This is a genomic window from Aestuariibaculum sediminum, from assembly GCF_014596945.1.
Taxonomy (GTDB): domain Bacteria; phylum Bacteroidota; class Bacteroidia; order Flavobacteriales; family Flavobacteriaceae; genus Aestuariibaculum; species Aestuariibaculum sediminum.
The window spans coordinates 105,244-123,653 of sequence record NZ_JACVXB010000009.1 but is presented as its reverse complement, the minus strand read 5'-3'; the positions used below and the strand labels follow the sequence as shown (position 1 = coordinate 123,653).

At 35.9% G+C, this 18,410-nt stretch carries 12 protein-coding genes; 2 read left to right on the top strand and 10 right to left on the bottom strand.

Features of this window, described 5'->3' with window-relative positions; all coding sequences use genetic code 11:
- Positions 1–150: 150 nt before the first annotated feature.
- From ICJ83_RS15580 to ICJ83_RS15565, 4 genes are all read right to left on the bottom strand, one after another.
- Positions 151–777, bottom strand: coding sequence for a hypothetical protein (locus tag ICJ83_RS15580; protein ID WP_188231336.1), 627 nt, complete (start codon positions 775–777; stop codon positions 151–153).
- 167 nt (positions 778–944) lie between these two features.
- The gene (locus ICJ83_RS15575; RefSeq protein WP_188231335.1) at positions 945–1,352 is read right to left on the bottom strand and encodes a hypothetical protein; all 408 of its coding nucleotides are present in this window, start codon (positions 1,350–1,352) and stop codon (positions 945–947) included.
- Between the two features lie 180 nt (positions 1,353–1,532).
- A complete protein-coding gene (gene dxs, locus ICJ83_RS15570) occupies positions 1,533–3,299 on the bottom strand; it encodes a 1-deoxy-D-xylulose-5-phosphate synthase (RefSeq protein WP_188231334.1) in 1,767 nt (588 codons plus the stop codon).
- 21 nt (positions 3,300–3,320) lie between these two features.
- A complete protein-coding gene (locus ICJ83_RS15565) occupies positions 3,321–4,283 on the bottom strand; it encodes an energy transducer TonB (RefSeq protein ID WP_188231333.1) in 963 nt (320 codons plus the stop codon).
- A gap of 77 nt (positions 4,284–4,360) precedes the next feature.
- Between ICJ83_RS15565 and ICJ83_RS15560 the strand changes: the two genes are divergently transcribed.
- Positions 4,361–4,810, top strand: a complete 450-nt coding sequence (locus tag ICJ83_RS15560) for a nucleoside deaminase (RefSeq protein ID WP_188231332.1) — start codon at positions 4,361–4,363, stop codon at positions 4,808–4,810.
- A 293-nt stretch (positions 4,811–5,103) separates the two neighbouring features.
- On the opposite strand, the gene ICJ83_RS15555 is transcribed toward ICJ83_RS15560, so the two are convergent.
- Genes ICJ83_RS15555 through aspS form a run of 4 tightly spaced genes read right to left on the bottom strand, consistent with a single transcriptional unit; the run spans position 5,104 to position 10,777 of the window.
- Entirely contained in the window at positions 5,104–5,340 is a 237-nt protein-coding gene (locus ICJ83_RS15555) for a hypothetical protein (RefSeq protein ID WP_188231331.1), read from the bottom strand.
- 3 nt (positions 5,341–5,343) lie between these two features.
- Positions 5,344–7,131 (bottom strand): chloride channel protein, encoded by a 1,788-nt coding sequence (locus tag ICJ83_RS15550; protein ID WP_188231330.1) that lies wholly within the window; start codon positions 7,129–7,131, stop codon positions 5,344–5,346.
- 40 nt (positions 7,132–7,171) lie between these two features.
- The gene (locus tag ICJ83_RS15545) at positions 7,172–8,965 is read right to left on the bottom strand and encodes a chloride channel protein (protein WP_188231329.1); all 1,794 of its coding nucleotides are present in this window, start codon (positions 8,963–8,965) and stop codon (positions 7,172–7,174) included.
- 60 nt (positions 8,966–9,025) lie between these two features.
- The gene (aspS, locus tag ICJ83_RS15540) at positions 9,026–10,777 is read right to left on the bottom strand and encodes an aspartate--tRNA ligase (RefSeq protein ID WP_188231328.1); all 1,752 of its coding nucleotides are present in this window, start codon (positions 10,775–10,777) and stop codon (positions 9,026–9,028) included.
- 237 nt (positions 10,778–11,014) lie between these two features.
- On the opposite strand from aspS, the gene ICJ83_RS15535 reads away from it, so the two are divergent.
- On the top strand, positions 11,015–13,585 hold the full coding sequence (locus ICJ83_RS15535) for a carboxylesterase family protein (protein ID WP_188231327.1): 2,571 nt from the start codon (positions 11,015–11,017) through the stop codon (positions 13,583–13,585).
- Positions 13,586–13,693: 108 nt separating this feature from the next.
- Here ICJ83_RS15535 and ICJ83_RS15530 read toward each other — a convergent pair whose 3' ends face one another.
- Together ICJ83_RS15530 and ICJ83_RS15525 are read right to left on the bottom strand one after the other, a co-directional pair.
- On the bottom strand, positions 13,694–17,215 hold the full coding sequence (locus ICJ83_RS15530; RefSeq protein WP_188231326.1) for an efflux RND transporter permease subunit: 3,522 nt from the start codon (positions 17,213–17,215) through the stop codon (positions 13,694–13,696).
- Positions 17,216–17,227: 12 nt separating this feature from the next.
- Complete coding sequence (locus ICJ83_RS15525) at positions 17,228–18,409, bottom strand: efflux RND transporter periplasmic adaptor subunit (RefSeq protein ID WP_188231325.1); 1,182 nt, start codon at positions 18,407–18,409, stop codon at positions 17,228–17,230.
- Position 18,410 lies beyond the last annotated feature (1 nt).

The window sequence follows — 18,410 nt, the reverse complement described above, 5'->3', positions numbered from 1 at the left end:
CCTTACGTAGAGCTTCAAAAGTTTATGGCTTAAAAAAGTGAAAAAATATTAGGATTTGACCTTGGAATACGTATAAGAATGGTACATAGTTTGAGTGAGAGGATTTGCCGTAGGAAAATCCGAAGCAATAAAATTTATACGGTGTTTGCTTTAGTTTATTACTTTCGATTTTAAAAATTCTCCTAATTCCAATGATTTTTGTTTCGACCAACCTCTTGAAAGATGATTCATAGCCAAAATGTTAGTTTTTGTTCCTAAAATTTCAAATTTTGAAACTTCATTTTTCGTGATTTTTAAATCATATAACTTTTCAAAATATTCAATAACTTCATTACCGTGAATAAAAATTATCTTTGGTTTTATCGTATCTAATAAAAATTCAAAAACAGAACTTTCTCTATCTTCAGATAATAATTCATCTGCTGTTGGTGTAGCTTTTACAAATAAATTTGTTTCAAGAGTTTTGAAAGGTTTTGTTTTTTCGACAATCCATTCAATTCTCTGCCTTGTATTACTTAATTTATTTCGTCTCGTTTTATTAGGCTTAAGAGGTTTTAATTTGCGTTCAAGAATATAGCTTTCAAGCCATTGAGCTTTGTTAAATCCATTTTCAGGTGACCAAAAACTCCAAAAGTCATTTTGCATTTCTGTTGCTGAATTTATTCCAACTATAAATATTTCACATTCTAAAGGATTTCCTTCACAAATTAAAGGTCTTGGTTTTTCATAACTCTTTAATTTCTGACGCAAACTTTTTTCAAATTCTAATAATTTCATTTAATTCAGCGATTTTTTTTGGTAATTAAAGCTAACGTTTAGTATATGATTTGTGCGGCTTAAAATCCGCGGGATTTTCAGTCGTAACAAATAGATTATTAAATATATAAAACTTCAAAATATGAACAGATTTAAGCATAAATTATATCCAATGTTGTGCAACGTTTTTACTTATTCAATTCTTGATTCAGTTGTGCGTTTTCTTGTTCCAAAGTCCGCACTTGGTTTTCGAGGTCGAGTAAATTCAATGACATACGTGATATTACTTCAGATTGTTGTGATTGCATGTCAATTATTTTTGTTAGGTTATACTGTCTACTGTTCGATTCAGAATTAGTCCAAACTGCGTAACCTATTTGTAAAATCATAATAACTATGGTAGCAATAATTAAATTTCGAGATGTTTTAAATTGTTTTTCGGCATTTTCTCCTTGTGTGGTTAGAAAACCTAATATTTGTCTTGTAACTTCATCAGGGTCTCTTAAATCCGCAAAAGCTTCTGGATTTATTTGTGGCATCTCATATTTTGGAACATTAAAAATATTCGTATTTATATTTTTGAATGGGTTTTCCATAGTTTATTTTCAAAATGTTGCACAACTTGTTTATATGAATCATTCAACATGCCATGAACTCCTAATTTGGCGGTATAACAGCACGTTTCTGGACTTTAAAAATAGGTGAAATTCTTACGTTATTAAAAAAGAAAATACATGTGTTTATAAAGACTTATTAACAAGTTTGTGTTACATAGCTTAAAGCAACGTATTAAGGAGCGTGGTTATGCTATTAACATCCAAACCAATTTGTTGCTGTAGTTCATTAACGCTACCATGTTCAATAATGGTATCGGGAATGCCCAAAACGTTAGTAGGGTTTTTGTAGTTGTGAGATGCGGCAAATTCTAAAACAGCAGAACCAAAACCACCTATTACCGAATGGTCTTCAATAGTTATTAAGGTGCCGTGTTTTTCGAAAATGTGGTGTAGTAAAGTTTCATCTAAAGGTTTCACAAAACGTAAGTCGTAGTGTGCTACGGCTTCAGCATTATTGCAATTGCTTATGGCCTCGGTAATATTTTTCGCAATGGTACCAATACTTAAAACCGCTATGGAATCTCCCGATTTTAAAGTAACACCCGTTCCTATGTTTATAGTTTCAAAAGGCTGTTTCCAGTTTTCGGTGATACCTTTTCCTCTGGGGTAACGAATGGCGATGGGGTGATTTAAGCCTAGCTGTGCGGTATACATGATGTTGCGTAATTCCATTTCGTTTCTGGGGGCGAAAATGATGAGGTTTGGTATGCAGCGTAAATAGGATAAATCGTAAATTCCATGATGGGTAGCGCCATCTTCACCAACCAATCCGGCGCGGTCCAGACAAAAAATAACGGGTAAATTTTGTATCGCTACGTCGTGAATAATCTGGTCGTAAGCGCGTTGTAAAAACGTGGAATAGATATTACAAAATGGGATTAATCCTTGTGTTGCCATACCAGCAGCCATGGTTACCGCATGTTGTTCGGCAATGCCAACATCAAAGGCACGTTCGGGCATTATATCCATCATATATTTTAACGAACTACCTGTTGGCATGGCTGGCGTTATACCAACAATAGTTTTATTTTGTTTTGCCAATTCAACAATTGTATGCCCAAAAACATCCTGATATTTGGGGACTTTCGAGGCGGCTTTTGGCATTAATTCTCCTGTTGAAGAATCGAATTTTCCTGGCGCATGGTATTTTACCTGATCTTCTTCGGCTTGCCTTAACCCTTTGCCTTTAGTCGTTATAATGTGCAAAAATCTGGGGCCTTTAATATGTTTTAATCGATTCAATTCAGAAATAACCATAGGTAAATCATGTCCGTCAATAGGGCCCGAATAATCGAAATTTAAAGCCTTTATAATGTTGTTGCGTTTTTGGGTGCCTTTCTTTACGTTGGTTAAATACATTTTTAAAGCGCCAACACTTGGGTCGATACCAATGGCGTTATCATTTAGAATAACCAATAAATTGGCATCGGTAACACCCGCGTGATTTAAACCTTCGAAAGCCATACCACTGGCTATCGAGGCATCTCCAATTACTGCAATGTGTTGTTTATGAATTTCTCCTTTTAATTGCGATGCAATCGCCATACCTAAGGCCGCCGAAATTGATGTTGATGAATGTCCTACGCCAAAAGAATCGTATTCACTTTCATCGCGTTTTGGAAAGCCGCTAATACCACCAAGTTGCCTGTTGGTATGAAAAATGGCTTTTCTACCTGTTAAAATTTTATGTCCGTAAGCCTGATGGCCTACATCCCAGATAAGTTGATCTTCTGGCGTGTTAAAAACGTAATGCAGAGCAATAGTTAGTTCTACTACACCTAAACTAGCTCCCAAATGGCCTTCTTTGGTGGCAACGATATTAATGATAAATTCACGCAACTCTTTTGCGAGTTTTTGTAAATCGTCAGGTTTTAAACGACGTAAATCTTCTGGTGAATTTATAGTATTTAAAAAGGTGTTTTGCACAAGGCAAAAGTACAGATTTTATTAATTGTCTACGTTAAAAATAATAGGGAGATCGTAAAGTACATTAACAGGTTTATTTCTTTGCGTTGCCGGAATAAAATCAGGTAAAAGTTTAATAACGCGGATGGCTTCTTTTTCTAAAGCCGGTTGTGGTGCTCTAACTTTTATATCAACTATTTTTCCTTCTTTGTTTACCGTAAATCTTGTATTTATTTTTTGCTTGCCTTTTAAACCTAAACAAACTGAGGTGTTAAAATTTTCTCCAACTATTTTAGATAATTTATTTTGGAAATACGATTTACTTTCAGAAATGGATAAATTTTCAGGTGTATCCTTAAATTCAGGTGGGGTTTCTGAAATCATGCCAAAAAATAACGGTTCTTCTTCAACAGGTTCTTCCTCAGGACCAATTCCTCCCATAATTTCAATATCGCCATCAATCATAAGTTCAGGGATAGTATCGCTAACGACCTCTCCAACGGTTTCAATAACAGTAATTCCTGTTGGGTGAGGCGCAGGTATTTGAGGAGGTTTGGTGCAAGTTTTAGGAATGATCGAATCTTTTTTAATTAATTCATTTATATATTTTACAGAATCAACAACTTTATTTTGAAGGCTGTCTACAACTTCTACACTATCAATTTTTTGTTTGTTGCCTTTGTTGTTGGTACAATTTAATAAGGTGGTTCCCATAACAAGAAGCAAAGCGAGTAAAAAGACTTTATGCACGTTTTTGGGTTTAACTATTATTTGTGATGGAATTCGCAAATTGATACTGTCTAACTGGCTTTGTTTAAAATGACCGCAAATACGTTGGTGTTTATGGGTTTCGATATACGTTTGAATGTCTTCAGTACTCATTTTGGTGAAGTCGACAACCGTTTTAACACAGGAATTACAAAATCGGCCGCGTTCGTTAGGGGTCATGCTATTCCAGTCTTCGTAGCAAGGTTTTGGAATAGCAATAGCATAATGTTTTTTCATGATGGAAGCGTTTTCAAATAAACATCAAAAGTCTTGCCGAATAAGTTTTGAATGTTTTGAAATTGTATATTTGAATTATGGAAAACCCATTTGACGATACCTATTTTATGAAACGCGCGCTGCAGGAAGCAGAATTGGCTTTCGATAAAGGTGAAATACCCGTTGGGGCGGTTGTGGTTATCGATAATCGCATTATTGCTCGTGGGCATAATTTAACAGAAACATTGAATGATGTTACCGCACATGCCGAAATGCAAACCATTACTGCTGCAGCTAATTTCTTGGGAGGTAAATATCTTCAAAATTGTACCTTGTATGTTACCCTCGAACCGTGCCAAATGTGTGCAGGCGCTTTGTATTGGAGTCAGATTTCCAACATCGTTTATGGTGCCAGAGACGAACAGCGGGGCTGCATTAATTTAAAAACGAAATTACATCCAAAAACCAAAATGAAAGGTGGTGTTTTAGAGACAGAAGCTTCTACATTAATGAAACGGTTTTTTATTGAAAAACGAAATTTGAATTAATCTTTGTTTACTTCTCGATACAATTCCTCATGCTTCGGAATCACTCGAAGTGACGAAGTTTTGAAATGTTTTTTTGTGTATCTATGTCAGTTCGAATATTTGTTGAGGTACGAAAAAAATGTATCGAGAACTAATTCTAGATGGATATTTTCTTCGTTATTTTAGGGTTTGTCGAGTTCGATTAGTGTTTACTTCTCGATACAATTCCTCATGCTTCGGAATCACTCGAAGTGACGAAATTTTGAAATTTAATTGCGTAAACATAGAAAATAAGTTCCGTATGAAACTGTTTGTTAATATTTATTCTCTTCCTGAGATTTACGCATGTTTTCCAGGTTTTCTTTTGTAAGCATATAATCTTTAATGTCTTTATCCTTCCAACGGTAGTAAGCGAATAAAGGAAACACTACAAAAAATAGTCCCATAACACCAAAACCGATAAGTTTTTGAGTAAAATCGACTTCCAAAACAAAGCCCAGAATAATACTGGTTAATGATGCTATAAATGCGAAAAAGATGAAGTATTTCATTATTTATTTTGTGAATTTTAAGAGTTGTCTTCTGTATGCGGTAAGTAATTTTGATTTTGAGATATAACCAAAATATTTCCCTGATTTTACCACCGGTAAATTCCATGCGCCAGTGGTTTTAAATTTTTCCATGATATCGTTCATGGAGTCATCGTAATTAATTATTCCTGCATCTGCATGCATCAGGTCGGTAACACTAACTTTATCATAAAGTTCGGCATTAAACATCATATGTCTAATATCATCAAGTCTAATAACACCCAAAAACTGATTATCGTCATCTACCACAGGAAAATGATTTCGCGATGATTTGGCCACGGCTTCATTTAAAATGTACCCTAATGACATTTCTGGTTTTAGTGTTATGAAATTGGTTTCAATAACCTTATCGATATCTAAAGCCATAAGCGTATTCTGGTCTTTATCGTGTGTCATTAACTCACCACGTTCAGCTAGTTTAAGCGTGTAAATGGAATGCGAAACGTAGTATTTTGTAATGGCAAACGATATGGCAGCAACAATCATAAGAGGAACAAAAAGTTCATGCCCGCTTGTGATTTCTGCAATAAGGAAAATAGCGGTTAAAGGCGCATGTAACACTCCTGCCATTAATCCCGTCATGCCTAAAAGGGTAAAATTAGCTTCGTTTACCGAAAGACCTAAACCAATGTTATTAATTATTTTGGCAAAGGCATTTCCTAAAGCACTACCCATGATTAGTGTTGGAATAAAAATGCCACCTACACCACCAGCGCCAAAAGTGGTTGTCATGGCTATAGCCTTAAAAATCGCTATGCCGAGTAACATAGCAATAACAATCCAGATGTTGGTTAAATCTAAGTTTTTAAAAGGGGTGGTACTTATAGCCGATAAATGATCACCTTTTAAAAGATTATTCATAATACCGTAACCCTCACCATAAAGTGGCGGAATAAAATAAAGCATGGTACCTATGGCAAGACCACCTATAAGTAAACGTTTAGCACGACTTTCAAATTGTTTAAAGAAATTAGTAATTGCAAAAAATACTTTAGAAAAGTAAACCGACGAAAAAGCCGTAACGACACCCAACAAAATATAAATAGGGATATCTTTAAAATTAAAGGTGTCTTTAATAATTACATGCAACAACACATCGGTTCCTAAAAACATGTAAGACGTAATTACTGCAGATACCGATGCTAATAATAATGGTACTAATGAGGTGAATGCTATATCTAAACTAAAAATTTCTACAGCAAAAACGATGGCGGCAATTGGCGCTTTAAACATGGAGGCCATGGCGCCTGCCGAAGCACAACCAATTAAAAGCAAGCGCGTTTTGGTGGTCATATGAAAAAGCTGAGCTGTATTCGACCCTAAGGCAGAACCTACACTTACGGCAGGACCTTGTAATCCAACCGATCCACCAAAACCAGCCGTTAAGGGTGCTGTAATTAAAGCGGCATAGATATTATACCGAGGTAAAATACCATTGAGTTTTGAAATACCATACAGCGTTGTTGAAATGCCATGTCCAATATGTTTTTTAAGCCAGGTTTGTTTTATGATATAAACAAGTACCAGGCCTATGATTGGAAAAATAAAATATAAGGTATTTTGGTAATTTTTAAACAAGTTTAACTCCAGAAGTGACCTAATAAAATGGGTTAAATTTTTTAAAACTACCGTTCCCATGCCCGCTAAAACCCCAACAAGTACACTAAGTATATAGATAAACTGACGTTCGGAAATGTGTTTGTATTTCCAGATTAAAAATTGACGCAACAGGTTTTTAGCGTTAAAGGACATCTTATAAAGTTAGTAAATAAACTTGTTGAACGACATTAAATTACGAATTTACCTGCAATGTAATTAATTGTCGGCGGTAAGCCGTTAATAATTTAGATTTTGAAATAAAACCAAAGTAAACACCATTTTTTGTTACAGGTAAATTCCATGCGCTACTATCCTGAAATTTCCTCATGATATCGGTCATTTTATCTTTATCTAAGTTTATAACTGCCGGAGGTTTTTGCATAATATCGGTGGCAACAACTTCTTTATAAAGTGATTGGTCAAACATAATAGGCCTCAAATCATCTAATAAAATAATACCTTGTAATTTTTGGGTGTCTTCTTTTATTACAGGGAAAATATTTCGATTGGACTTTATAACCGCTTTTTGAATTATCTCTTCTAAATTCATTTTTGGCGTAATGGAAATGAAGTTCGTTTCAATAACTTTATCAATTTCCATTAGGGTGAGTACGGCGTGATCTTTATCGTGCGTAATCAGCTCTCCTTTTCTGCCCAATTCCATATTATACACCGAGTGATGCTTGTAATATTTTGTTATTCCAAACGAAATGGTTGCGGTTAACATTAAAGGAATAAAAAGTTCATATCCTCCGGTTAATTCTGCAATTAAGAAAATAGCCGTAAGCGGCGCATGTAAAACGCCTGCTAATAACCCGGCCATACCTACTAACGTAAAATTACTTTCCGACACAGGATAGTTAAATAAGCCACAATTATTAATAATTTTCGCCAGACAATTTCCCATGATACTACCCATAAACAGGGTAGGAGCAAAAATACCACCTACACCACCGGCGCCAAAGGTTAAGCAACTGGCAATGACCTTAAAAAATACAAGTCCGCTAAGAAGTAGCACAACGACCCAAATATTATCTGTATCTAAATGAAAGAGATTATTTTCCAAAGCCTTTTCTGGATTACCAACAATTAAATTATTAATAACATCAAAGCCCTCACCGTATAGTGGTGGAATTAAAAATATTAAAAGTCCGAGACCAACACCTCCAATAAATAGGCGCTTTACAGGCGATGCTATTTTGTCGAAAAACGTATGAATTTTGTCATACACTTCGGTGAAGTAAATAGAAACAAAGGCAGCAATAACACCTAAAATTATATAAAAAGGAGCATCGGCAATATGAAATTTATCTTCTATTCTGAAGGGTAATAAAATATCTTCTCCGAAGAAAAAATAAGATGTTAAAACGGCCGATAACGATGCGAGTAAAAGAGGCAACATAGAAGCGATGGTTAGGTCTAAACTAAATACTTCTATAGCAAAAATTATAGCCGCAATAGGGGCTTTAAAGATGGAGCTCATGGCACCAGCGGCAGCACATCCTATTAACAGGTTTCTGGAGGTTTGATTCATATGAAATATCCTCGAAATGTTAGACCCCAAAGCCGCTCCAGTAGCAACTGTAGGGCCTTCCAGACCCACCGATCCACCAAAACCAACCGTTAGCGGTGCAGTTAAAATAGAACCAAACATCTGGTAACGTTTCATGATGCCTTTACGTTTGGCCATGGCATAAAGCGTGGATGGAATACCATGACTTACTTTATTTCTAATAACGTATTTAATAATTAGAAAAACCAACGCGAGACCCAATACGGGAAATAAAAAGTAAAAGGCATGATGGTATTCATTTATTAATTTACCTTCTAATAAATGTTGTATAAAGTGGGTTAAATTTTTTAAAACTACGGCGCCTACCCCTGCAGTAAATCCAATAACAATACTTAAAATATAAAGAAACTGTCTATGTGAGATGTGTTTTGCTCTCCAAATTAAGATCTGCTTTAATATTGTTTTTTTGGGCATGGTAGATTAAAAAAATGAATATGAAAAAATCCTGCGATGAGCAGGATTTTTTTAAGAATGTTATTTTAAGTTAAGTTTTAAATTAAGCTCTGTTAATTGTGTGTCATCAATTGGAGCAGGAGCATCAATCATTACATCACGACCTGCATTATTTTTAGGGAATGCAATAAAATCGCGAATCGTTTCTTGTCCGCCTAAAATAGAAACCAGTCTATCTAAACCAAAAGCTAAGCCACCATGTGGCGGTGCTCCGTATTGGAAAGCATCCATTAAGAAACCAAATTGTGCTTTAGCTTCTTCTGGCGTAAAGCCTAAATAATCGAACATTAAAGATTGTGTTTCTTTATCGTGAATACGAATCGAACCGCCACCAATCTCGTTTCCGTTTAATACTAAATCGTAAGCATTGGCTTTAACTGCACCAGGGTCGGTTTTTAATAATTCTAACTGGCCTGGTTTAGGCGATGTGAACGGGTGGTGCATGGCGTGGTAACGCTCGGTGTCTTCATCCCATTCTAATAAAGGGAAATCCATAACCCAAAGCGGAGCAAATTGGTCAGGTTTACGTAAATCTAGACGCTCGGCTAATTCCATACGTAAGGCACTAAGTTGCGCACGTACTTTATTAGTGTCACCGGAAAGCACGCAAATTAAGTCGCCAGCTTTCGCTCCCGTAATTTCGGCCCATTTTGCTAAGTCCTCCTGATCGTAGAATTTATCTACCGATGATTTATAAGTTCCATCGTCATTGCAACGGCAATAAACCATACCTAACGCCCCAACTTGAGGTCGTTTAACCCAGTCGATTAATTTATCAATTTCTTTTCTTGTATATGCATTTCCGCCTGGAACCGCAATACCAACAACTAATTCGGCACTGTTAAATACGCCGAAATCTTTATGTTGGGCCACGGCATTTAATTCGCCAAATTGCATACCAAAACGAATATCGGGTTTGTCGTTTCCGTACAAACGCATGGCATCGTCATACTGCATTCTTGGGAATTTATCAATGTCAACGCCTTTAACTTCTTTTAATAAGTGGCGTGTTAAGCCTTCAAAAGCATTTAAAATATCTTCCTGATCGATAAACGCCATTTCACAATCTATTTGTGTAAATTCTGGCTGTCTGTCGGCACGTAAATCTTCATCACGAAAACATTTTACAATCTGAAAATATTTATCCATACCGCCAACCATAAGCAATTGCTTAAAGGTTTGTGGCGACTGGGGAAGGGCGTAAAACTGACCCTCGTTCATACGTGATGGTACCACGAAATCGCGGGCACCTTCAGGAGTCGATTTTATTAAGTACGGTGTTTCTACTTCTATAAATCCTTCTCTCGATAAATAGTTGCGAACCTCTTGTGTTACTTTATGTCTGAAAATTAAATTGTTTTTTACAGGATTACGACGAATATCAAGATAACGGTATTTCATACGTAAATCCTCACCACCATCGGTTTTGTCTTCAATAGTGAATGGCGGTAATTTAGCTTCGTTTAAAATATTTAATTCAGAAACTAATATTTCGATATCTCCAGTTGGAATATTTGGGTTTTTTGATGCACGCTCAATAACCGTTCCTTTTACCTGAATAACAAATTCGCGACCTAGGTTTTGGGCTTGCTCCATCATGTCTTTAGATGTGCGTTCTTCATCGAAAACCAATTGCGTAATACCGTAGCGGTCTCTTAAATCGACCCACACGATAAATCCTTTATCTCTAGATTTTTGAACCCAACCTGCAAGGGTTACTTCTGTATTGATATGTGATGCGTTTAACTCACCACAATTATGACTTCTGTACATAATGAAATTTTAGAGTTGCAAATTTAATTAAATACTATGGAGTATAAATTATTTAAGGTTTTTTTTTGAGTCTTTAAAAGCGCCTGAAGGCTTTGTCCTTAATTTGTTAAACTTTAATTGTTTATACTGAATTTTAAGTAGGTTGTTTACTGTAACACGGTTGTTGTTAGTCGAAAAGTTATTTTATTCAAGAAATAATAAATTAGATTTAAATAAACGATTAAAAAATAGGTGATTATGGTTAGAAAGTTAAGTTTTATACTATTCTTATTTTATGTTTCATCTTCAATTACTGCGCAACAGCGTACGGGTAATATTGTAGAATATTTTGGCAAGGAAAAAGTAACCGCAATTGAAGAAGGTAAATTAATGCATGTGTTTAAAGAAGCCCTCATGTTACATGTTAGGAGCATGAGGTTTAATTCGTCGACGTTTCCAGAGGATCCAGTGTTTAGCAAAATTTTAATGAACTCGGAATACGATCCTAACGAAGGTGATGTTTTTGATGTAGATTTTACTGGAGAGCCTATGGTCTGGAAATCCATTTCTGTAGATACTACAAATTCATTTAATGATAGGGATTTACTATCGAGCTATGTATGCCTAAAATATAAATCGAACACAGAAAAGAACGTTTTATTCGATGCATCCGGGCATTCTTTGGTTTTAATTAATGGTATGCCTCATGAAGGTGATCATTACGATTATGGCTGGAATCTTATTCCTGTAACCTTAAAAAAAGGATGGAATATGTTCGTTTTAAAAGTAGGGCGCTTTCCCAGAATACGCGCACGCTTAATAGAACCGAAAACTGACGTACAGTTTACCACACGAGATTTAACTATACCCACCATTTTAATTGATGAGCCCATAGAATTTAAAGCTGCAATTCGAGTAATAAATGCAACAAATGATTGGCTTAAAGGTTATACAATAAAAGCGCACTGGTTGGGTAAGGAAGTGTATACCGATTTACCCAATATTCCTCCAATGAGTATTAGGAAATTACCATTTTCATTAGGAGCTTTGGGTTCTAATAAGGAGACAGGTGCTTATGAATTAAAATTGAATTTGTTTAGTAAGGACAAAATCGATCTTGATGAGAAGCGTATTCCGTTATTAGGAAAATCTAAACATAGCCACCATAAACGTACTTTTATAAGTGATATAGACGGAAGTTTGCAATATTACAGTGTAGCACCTTCTTCTAATGATACTTTAGCAAATGGCGCACTATTTTTATCCGTTCACGGCGCTTCCGTTGAAGCTGTTAATCAGGCGAATGCTTATAAACAAAAAGACTGGGGAAATTTAATAGCACCCACAAACCGACGTCCCTTTGGTTATGCCTGGGAAGATCTAGGCAGATTGGATGCCTTAGAAGTATTATCTGATGCAAAACGTATTTATCAGCCAGATCCTCAAAAAATATATTTAACAGGGCATTCTATGGGCGGTCATGGCTCTTGGTATTTAGGAGCTACATATCCCGATCACTTTGCAGCTATTGCACCATGTGCCGGTTACCCCGATTTGTTGTTGTATAGAGATATGTTTTTAAAACGACTTTCAAATATGTCTGAAGAGCAATTAAATGCTTTTGGTATAACTCCAAAACTATTAAAGCGTATGCAACTGGAACCACAATTGAATCCGGTAGAGACCTTAATAGAAAGAGCAGGAACACCAAGCAGAACCCTAGAATTAATTAGAAATTATTTACAACAAGGCGTTTATATATTGCATGGAGAAAAAGACAATGTAGTTCCAACCTACATTGCCAGAGATATGCGCGAGCGGTTGGGTAAATTTCATCCGGATTTTACTTACTATGAATATCCTGACGGAACGCACTGGTATGGCGACCATAGCGTAGATTGGCCTCCGATTTTCAATTTGTTTAAAAATCGTTTAATTCCTAAGCAAAATGACATAGACGATATGGAATTTTTTACAGGATCTCCAGGGGTATCTTCTAAATCACATTTTGTTACCATTCATCAACAGGAAATACCTTTTGAAGTTAGTTCATTCAAATTTACCAAAGGCGAAGAGATATACGATTTGAAAACTGAAAATGTAAGTATGATCGAAATAGATTTTAGTGCTTTAGACAATCTTAAAAATCACCTTGTTATAGATAATGACACCCTTGCAGTAGAAGGTAATGACGCATTTTTATTAAAAAAGGTAGATAATAACTGGGAAAAAGTAGCTTCGCCCAGCTTAAAAGAAAAAGGACCGCATAGAAATGGTGGATTTAAAGATGTATTTAAAAATAATGTTTTGTTCGTTTATGCTACCAAAGGTACAGATGAAGAAAATGACTGGTATTATAATCGTGCAAGATTTGATGCGGAAACCATGTGGTACCGTGCCAATGGTTCTGTAGATGTTATTAGAGATGTTGATTTTTCATTATCAAAATATCCAGATAGAAATGTGGTTTTATATGGGAATAAAACTAATAATGCCGCATGGAATACCTTAATGAAAAATTCGCCAATACAAGTCAAAAATAATGAAGTGGATTTTAATGGTAAAAAGTTACCAGGGCAGCAATGGGGCATGTATTTTATAGTTCCAAGAAACGATAGCAATTTGGCAAGTGTTGGTGTTGTTACGGCAACAGGAGTAAAAGGTATGAAAGCAGCATATATGAATCATTATCTTGTTAATGGAACTACCTTTCCAGATGTTTTGTTGTTTGATGATGAGGTGTTATTAAATGGAACGTCGGCAGTAAAATGTGCTGGATTTTTTGGTAACGACTGGTCTGTTGAAAACGGCGATTTCGAATGGAAATAGATTGAAATAAAAAGAGGCTTCCTGAAAAGTTCTCATCATTCTGAATCAATTTCAGTTTGACGAGAACTTATCTTTTTAGCCTCATTATGTTTTAAATCTGAAATGCTATTAGCTTTCAGTTTGTGCATTCATTTCAAGTGCGGTGTCTTGTGCATCATTAGCACGCATTTTTTTGCGTAACCACATTTTAAATTTCATACTTAAAAAGAATAAAACAGGAACTACAATTAGTGTTAAGAAGGTTGCAACAAATAAACCATAAATTACAGTCCAAGCTAACGGCCCCCAAAACACAACGTTATCACCACCCATATAGATGTGTGGATTAAATTCGCTAAACAAGGTAAAGAAGTTAATGTTTAAACCAATGGCTAAAGGAATTAACCCGAATATAGTTGTAATGGCAGTTAGTAATACCGGACGTAAACGGGCTTTCCCTGCTTTTACTATGCTCTCAAATAAATCTTGAGTTTCCAGATATTCCGACTGGTCAATATCTAAATCATTTTTCTTTCGATCTATTAATAGTTGTGCATAGTCGAGGAGTACCACGCCATTATTTACTACAATACCAGCGAGCGAGATGATTCCCACCATAGTCATCATAATAACAAAGGCACTTCCTGAAATAACCAATCCACCAAATACACCTATAAAACTCAAAAAGATGGCCAACATAATTATGGCTGGTTTAGAAACCGAATTAAATTGAAAGATTAAAATAAAGAAAATTAAACCAAGCCCTGTGAAAAAGGCACCCATTAAGAAAGCCATTTGCTTATTTTGCTCTTCAATTTGTCCGGTGTAATCAATTTTAATGCCTTGAGGTAAGCCTTTGTAACTTTTCATTTCATTTTGAATTTGAGTCACAATAGCTCCGGCATCGGTATATCCTGGCGATAATGCGGAGTACACTGTTACTACACGTTTGGTGTCTTTGTGTTTAATAGCACTGAACCCGGAATTGTTTTCATGTCGGGCAACTGCCGAAACAGGTATTTCCTTTAATTGCCCGGTATTGGTTCTAAAAGTTATATTCTGATTAAACAAGGCACTGGTATTGTATCTGTTTTCCTCATTGAATCGTACATAAATATCGTAATCGTCACCATCTTGTTTATAAATCCCAGCTTTTGAACCGAAGATAGAATTACGCAATTGTTGTCCTATTTGGGCAGCACTAATTCCTAACTCACCAGCTTTTTTCCGGTCAATTACCACTTTCATTGATGGTTTATCTTTGTTAACATCAATTTTTAGTTCGTCGATACCTGGAATATTTTTCGTGTTAATAAAACGACGCATATTTTCGGCAGTAGCAATAAGTTCGTTGTAGTCATCACCTTCAATTTCAATATTAATAGGTGCTCCTGCTGGAGGTCCTTGCGCATCTTTTTCAACAGAAATCAAAACTCCAGGATAAATACCAACAAGGTCTTCCTGTACTTTTTGACGCAGCAATTCACTATCGGCACCACGACGGTATTTATACTCCCGCATAGATGCTGTAATTTTTGCCTTATGTGGCATTTCGGCTGCCGAACCTCCGTCTGTTTGTGGGTTTCCGGCACCTTCGCCCACTTGCGAAACAGCACTTTCTACAAGGAAATTATAGTTACCATCTTTATATTGATTATCATCCAATACTTTGTAAACCCTTTTTTCGATTTGTTTGGTAATGGCATTGGTTTTTTCAATAGCCGTACCTTGTGGGTATTCTATGTATACAATAATTTGGTTAGGTCTATTGTCGGGAAAGAATTCTACTTTGGTACGTTGGGAAGCTAATGAAGCGCCAAAGCCAACAAAAGATAGAATTAATAATCCAAACGTTCCAACAGTGATTATTATAGGTTTCTTTCCAGACAATGCCCAGCGTAGCTGGCGTTCATACCAACGCTCCAATTTAACAAGGGTTTTAGTCTGGAAGATGTTTGCCCAACGTCGTAAAAACAGACGGTAAATCCATAGTAAAATTGCTGTTACCACCATAAGTGTTCCCAGGGCACGATAGTCGCCTCCAATTATAAATACAAGGATTCCACAGGTTACCATAATTATGGTCATTCTTATGATGCGTTTTAACGGCATGTCTTTGTCTTCGGTGCTCATAAATTCAGACACCAAAACGGAATTAAAAAAGATGGCTACAAATAGCGATGAACCCAGTACAACGGATAAAGTAATAGGTAATATTTTCATGAATTCACCCATTATACCTGGCCATAGTCCTAAGGGAATAAAGGCGGCAACCGTGGTTGCTGTAGATATGATAATAGGAAAAGCAATTTCACCGATACCTTTTTTAGCAGCCTCGATGCGGGTCATGCCTTCTTCATCCATCAGTCGGTAAACATTTTCAACAACCACAATACCGTTATCCACCAGCATACCAAGTCCCATAATTAAACCAAATAGAACCATAGTATTTAAGCTGTAGCCTATAATATTTAAAATCATTAAAGACATAAACATCGACATAGGTATGGCAAACCCAACGAAAATGGCATTTTTAAAACCTAAAAAGAACATAAGTACTGTAACCACCAGTAAAACTCCAAAAATAATGTTGTTTACCAGATCGTCTACTTGGCCAATAGTTTTTTCAGATTGGTCGTTAGTAATACTTACTTCTAAATCGGCTGGAAAAACATTGTCTTTGGCATCTTTAACAATTGCTCTAATTTGTTCTGCAGCGGCCACCATGTTTTTGCCAGCACGTTTTTTTACGTCTAGCATTACTACGGGCTCTCCATACTCTCTGGCAAAGGTGGTTTTGTCTTCTTCTTTAAAGCTAACTTTAGCAATATCTTTTAAATAAATGGCATTACCGTTCTCCGATTTAACTACAAAGTTTTCGAGTTCCGAAGGTTTTTCTATTTCACCAATTATGCGAATGGTTCTGCGTTGTCCACTGGCTTTTAAATTACCGGCAGACATGGTTACATTACCATTGTTAATGGCGCCAATGACATCGTTAAAGGTTACTTTGGCAGCCATCATTTTGTAGATGTCTACAGCAACTTCAACTTCTTTTTCTTGGGCACCACGAATATCTGCTTTTTTAATTTCTGGCAGGTCTTCAATTTCGTCCTGAAAATGCTCTGCAAACTCCTTTAATTTTTCAACGGTGTAGTCGCCTGAGATGTTAATGTTTAGAATTGGCATTTCTTCCGAAAGGCTTAATTCGAAAACATCTGGTTCTACTTTTGCCCCGTTAAAGGTTGGCCAGTCTTCACTCGATGTTTCCTGGTCGATTTCATCTTTTACCTTTTGCTTAGCTTGTTCTACGGTAATATTTTCATCGAATTCTACCATAAGCATCCCGTAATCTTCTTGAGATGTTGAGGTAATTTCAACCACATTACTTACCGTTTTTAAACGATCTTCAAGCGGGTCGGTTATTAATTTTTCAATATCCTCGGCGGTATTACCTGGAAATATTGAGCTTACATAAATTTTGGTCTCATTAACTTCGGGGAAATTTTCTCTTGGCATACTAAAAAATGCCGATACCCCAAGGTAGAAAATAACCACAATAAGCACGTACATTGTGGTTTTGTTGTTAATTGCCCACGAGGACAAACCAAATTCTTTGTCGACTTTTTTATTATTCGATTTTTTAGTCATTAGTTCGGTTTTTTAGTCGTTAGAATAGTTGATTACTTCAACAGTTTGACCATCTTTTACACTACGAGCACCTTCTTTTACAATCTCAGTACCGTTTTTAATACCCTCTAATACTTCAATATTGTCACCTTGGGTTTTGCCAGTTTTAATGATCACCCTATTAGCTACACCTGTATTATCGCTATTTTTATTAGAAATAACATAGATATATTGTTCGCCATTGGCATTTTCAGATATAATACTTTGTGGTACTAAAAGTGCTTTTTCGTTAGAATAATCGTTAATTTTAAGTCTGGCCGTTAAATTAGGTTTAATGGTTTTGTCTTTGTTTGGTAATCCGACTTCTACTTTAAATGTTCTGTTATCGGGATTGATAAAATCTCCTGCCTGACGCACTTTGGTTTCTACCGAAGTACCCAATACAGGAAATTCTACAACAACATGTTTACCTTTAGTTACATCTGAGATATAGTTTTCAGGCACATCGGTTTCAATATACATATCGTCGAGATTCACAATACGCATTAAAGGCGATTGTCCTGCCGCAACTACACTACCTTGTTCGGTAATCACATCGTCTATAGTTCCAGAAAAAGGCGCTCTAACGTTTGTTTTAGCGACTTGTTGCTCTAATTGATTTACAGCTTCTTGTTGCGATTCGTAAGTTGACTTAGCTTGTAAGAACTGAATTTCACTACCAATATTTTGCTCCCATAAACGCTTTTGGCGTTCGTATGTGGTTTTTGCTAAATCGGTTTGTATTTTAAGTTGAGCTAGTTGCTGACTTAAACCACCGTCATCAATTTTAGCTAACAATTGTCCTTTGCTTACACGTTGTCCTTCTTTTACATATACATTGGTTAATATACCGTTGTATTCAGGGGTGATCACCAGAAGGTTTTTGGTGGTTACATTTCCCTGAATTTCTAAAGTGTGATTAAATACCTGTTCTTTAGCTACAAAGGTTGTAATTAACGGAATGTGTTTTACAGTGTCTAACTTTGAGATTGCAGCATCTAAAAGTTTAATCTTATCGTTAATAGCCTCTTGTTCATTAACGAGTTCGCCGCGCTTTTCGCGAATAGATTCTAAATTATTACTTTCTAAAACTTTTTCAACAGAGTTTCTTTTCTTTTCGCCTCCACATGAGACGATTAGAATGCTTGCGATGAATAATGAATATATATGTTTCATT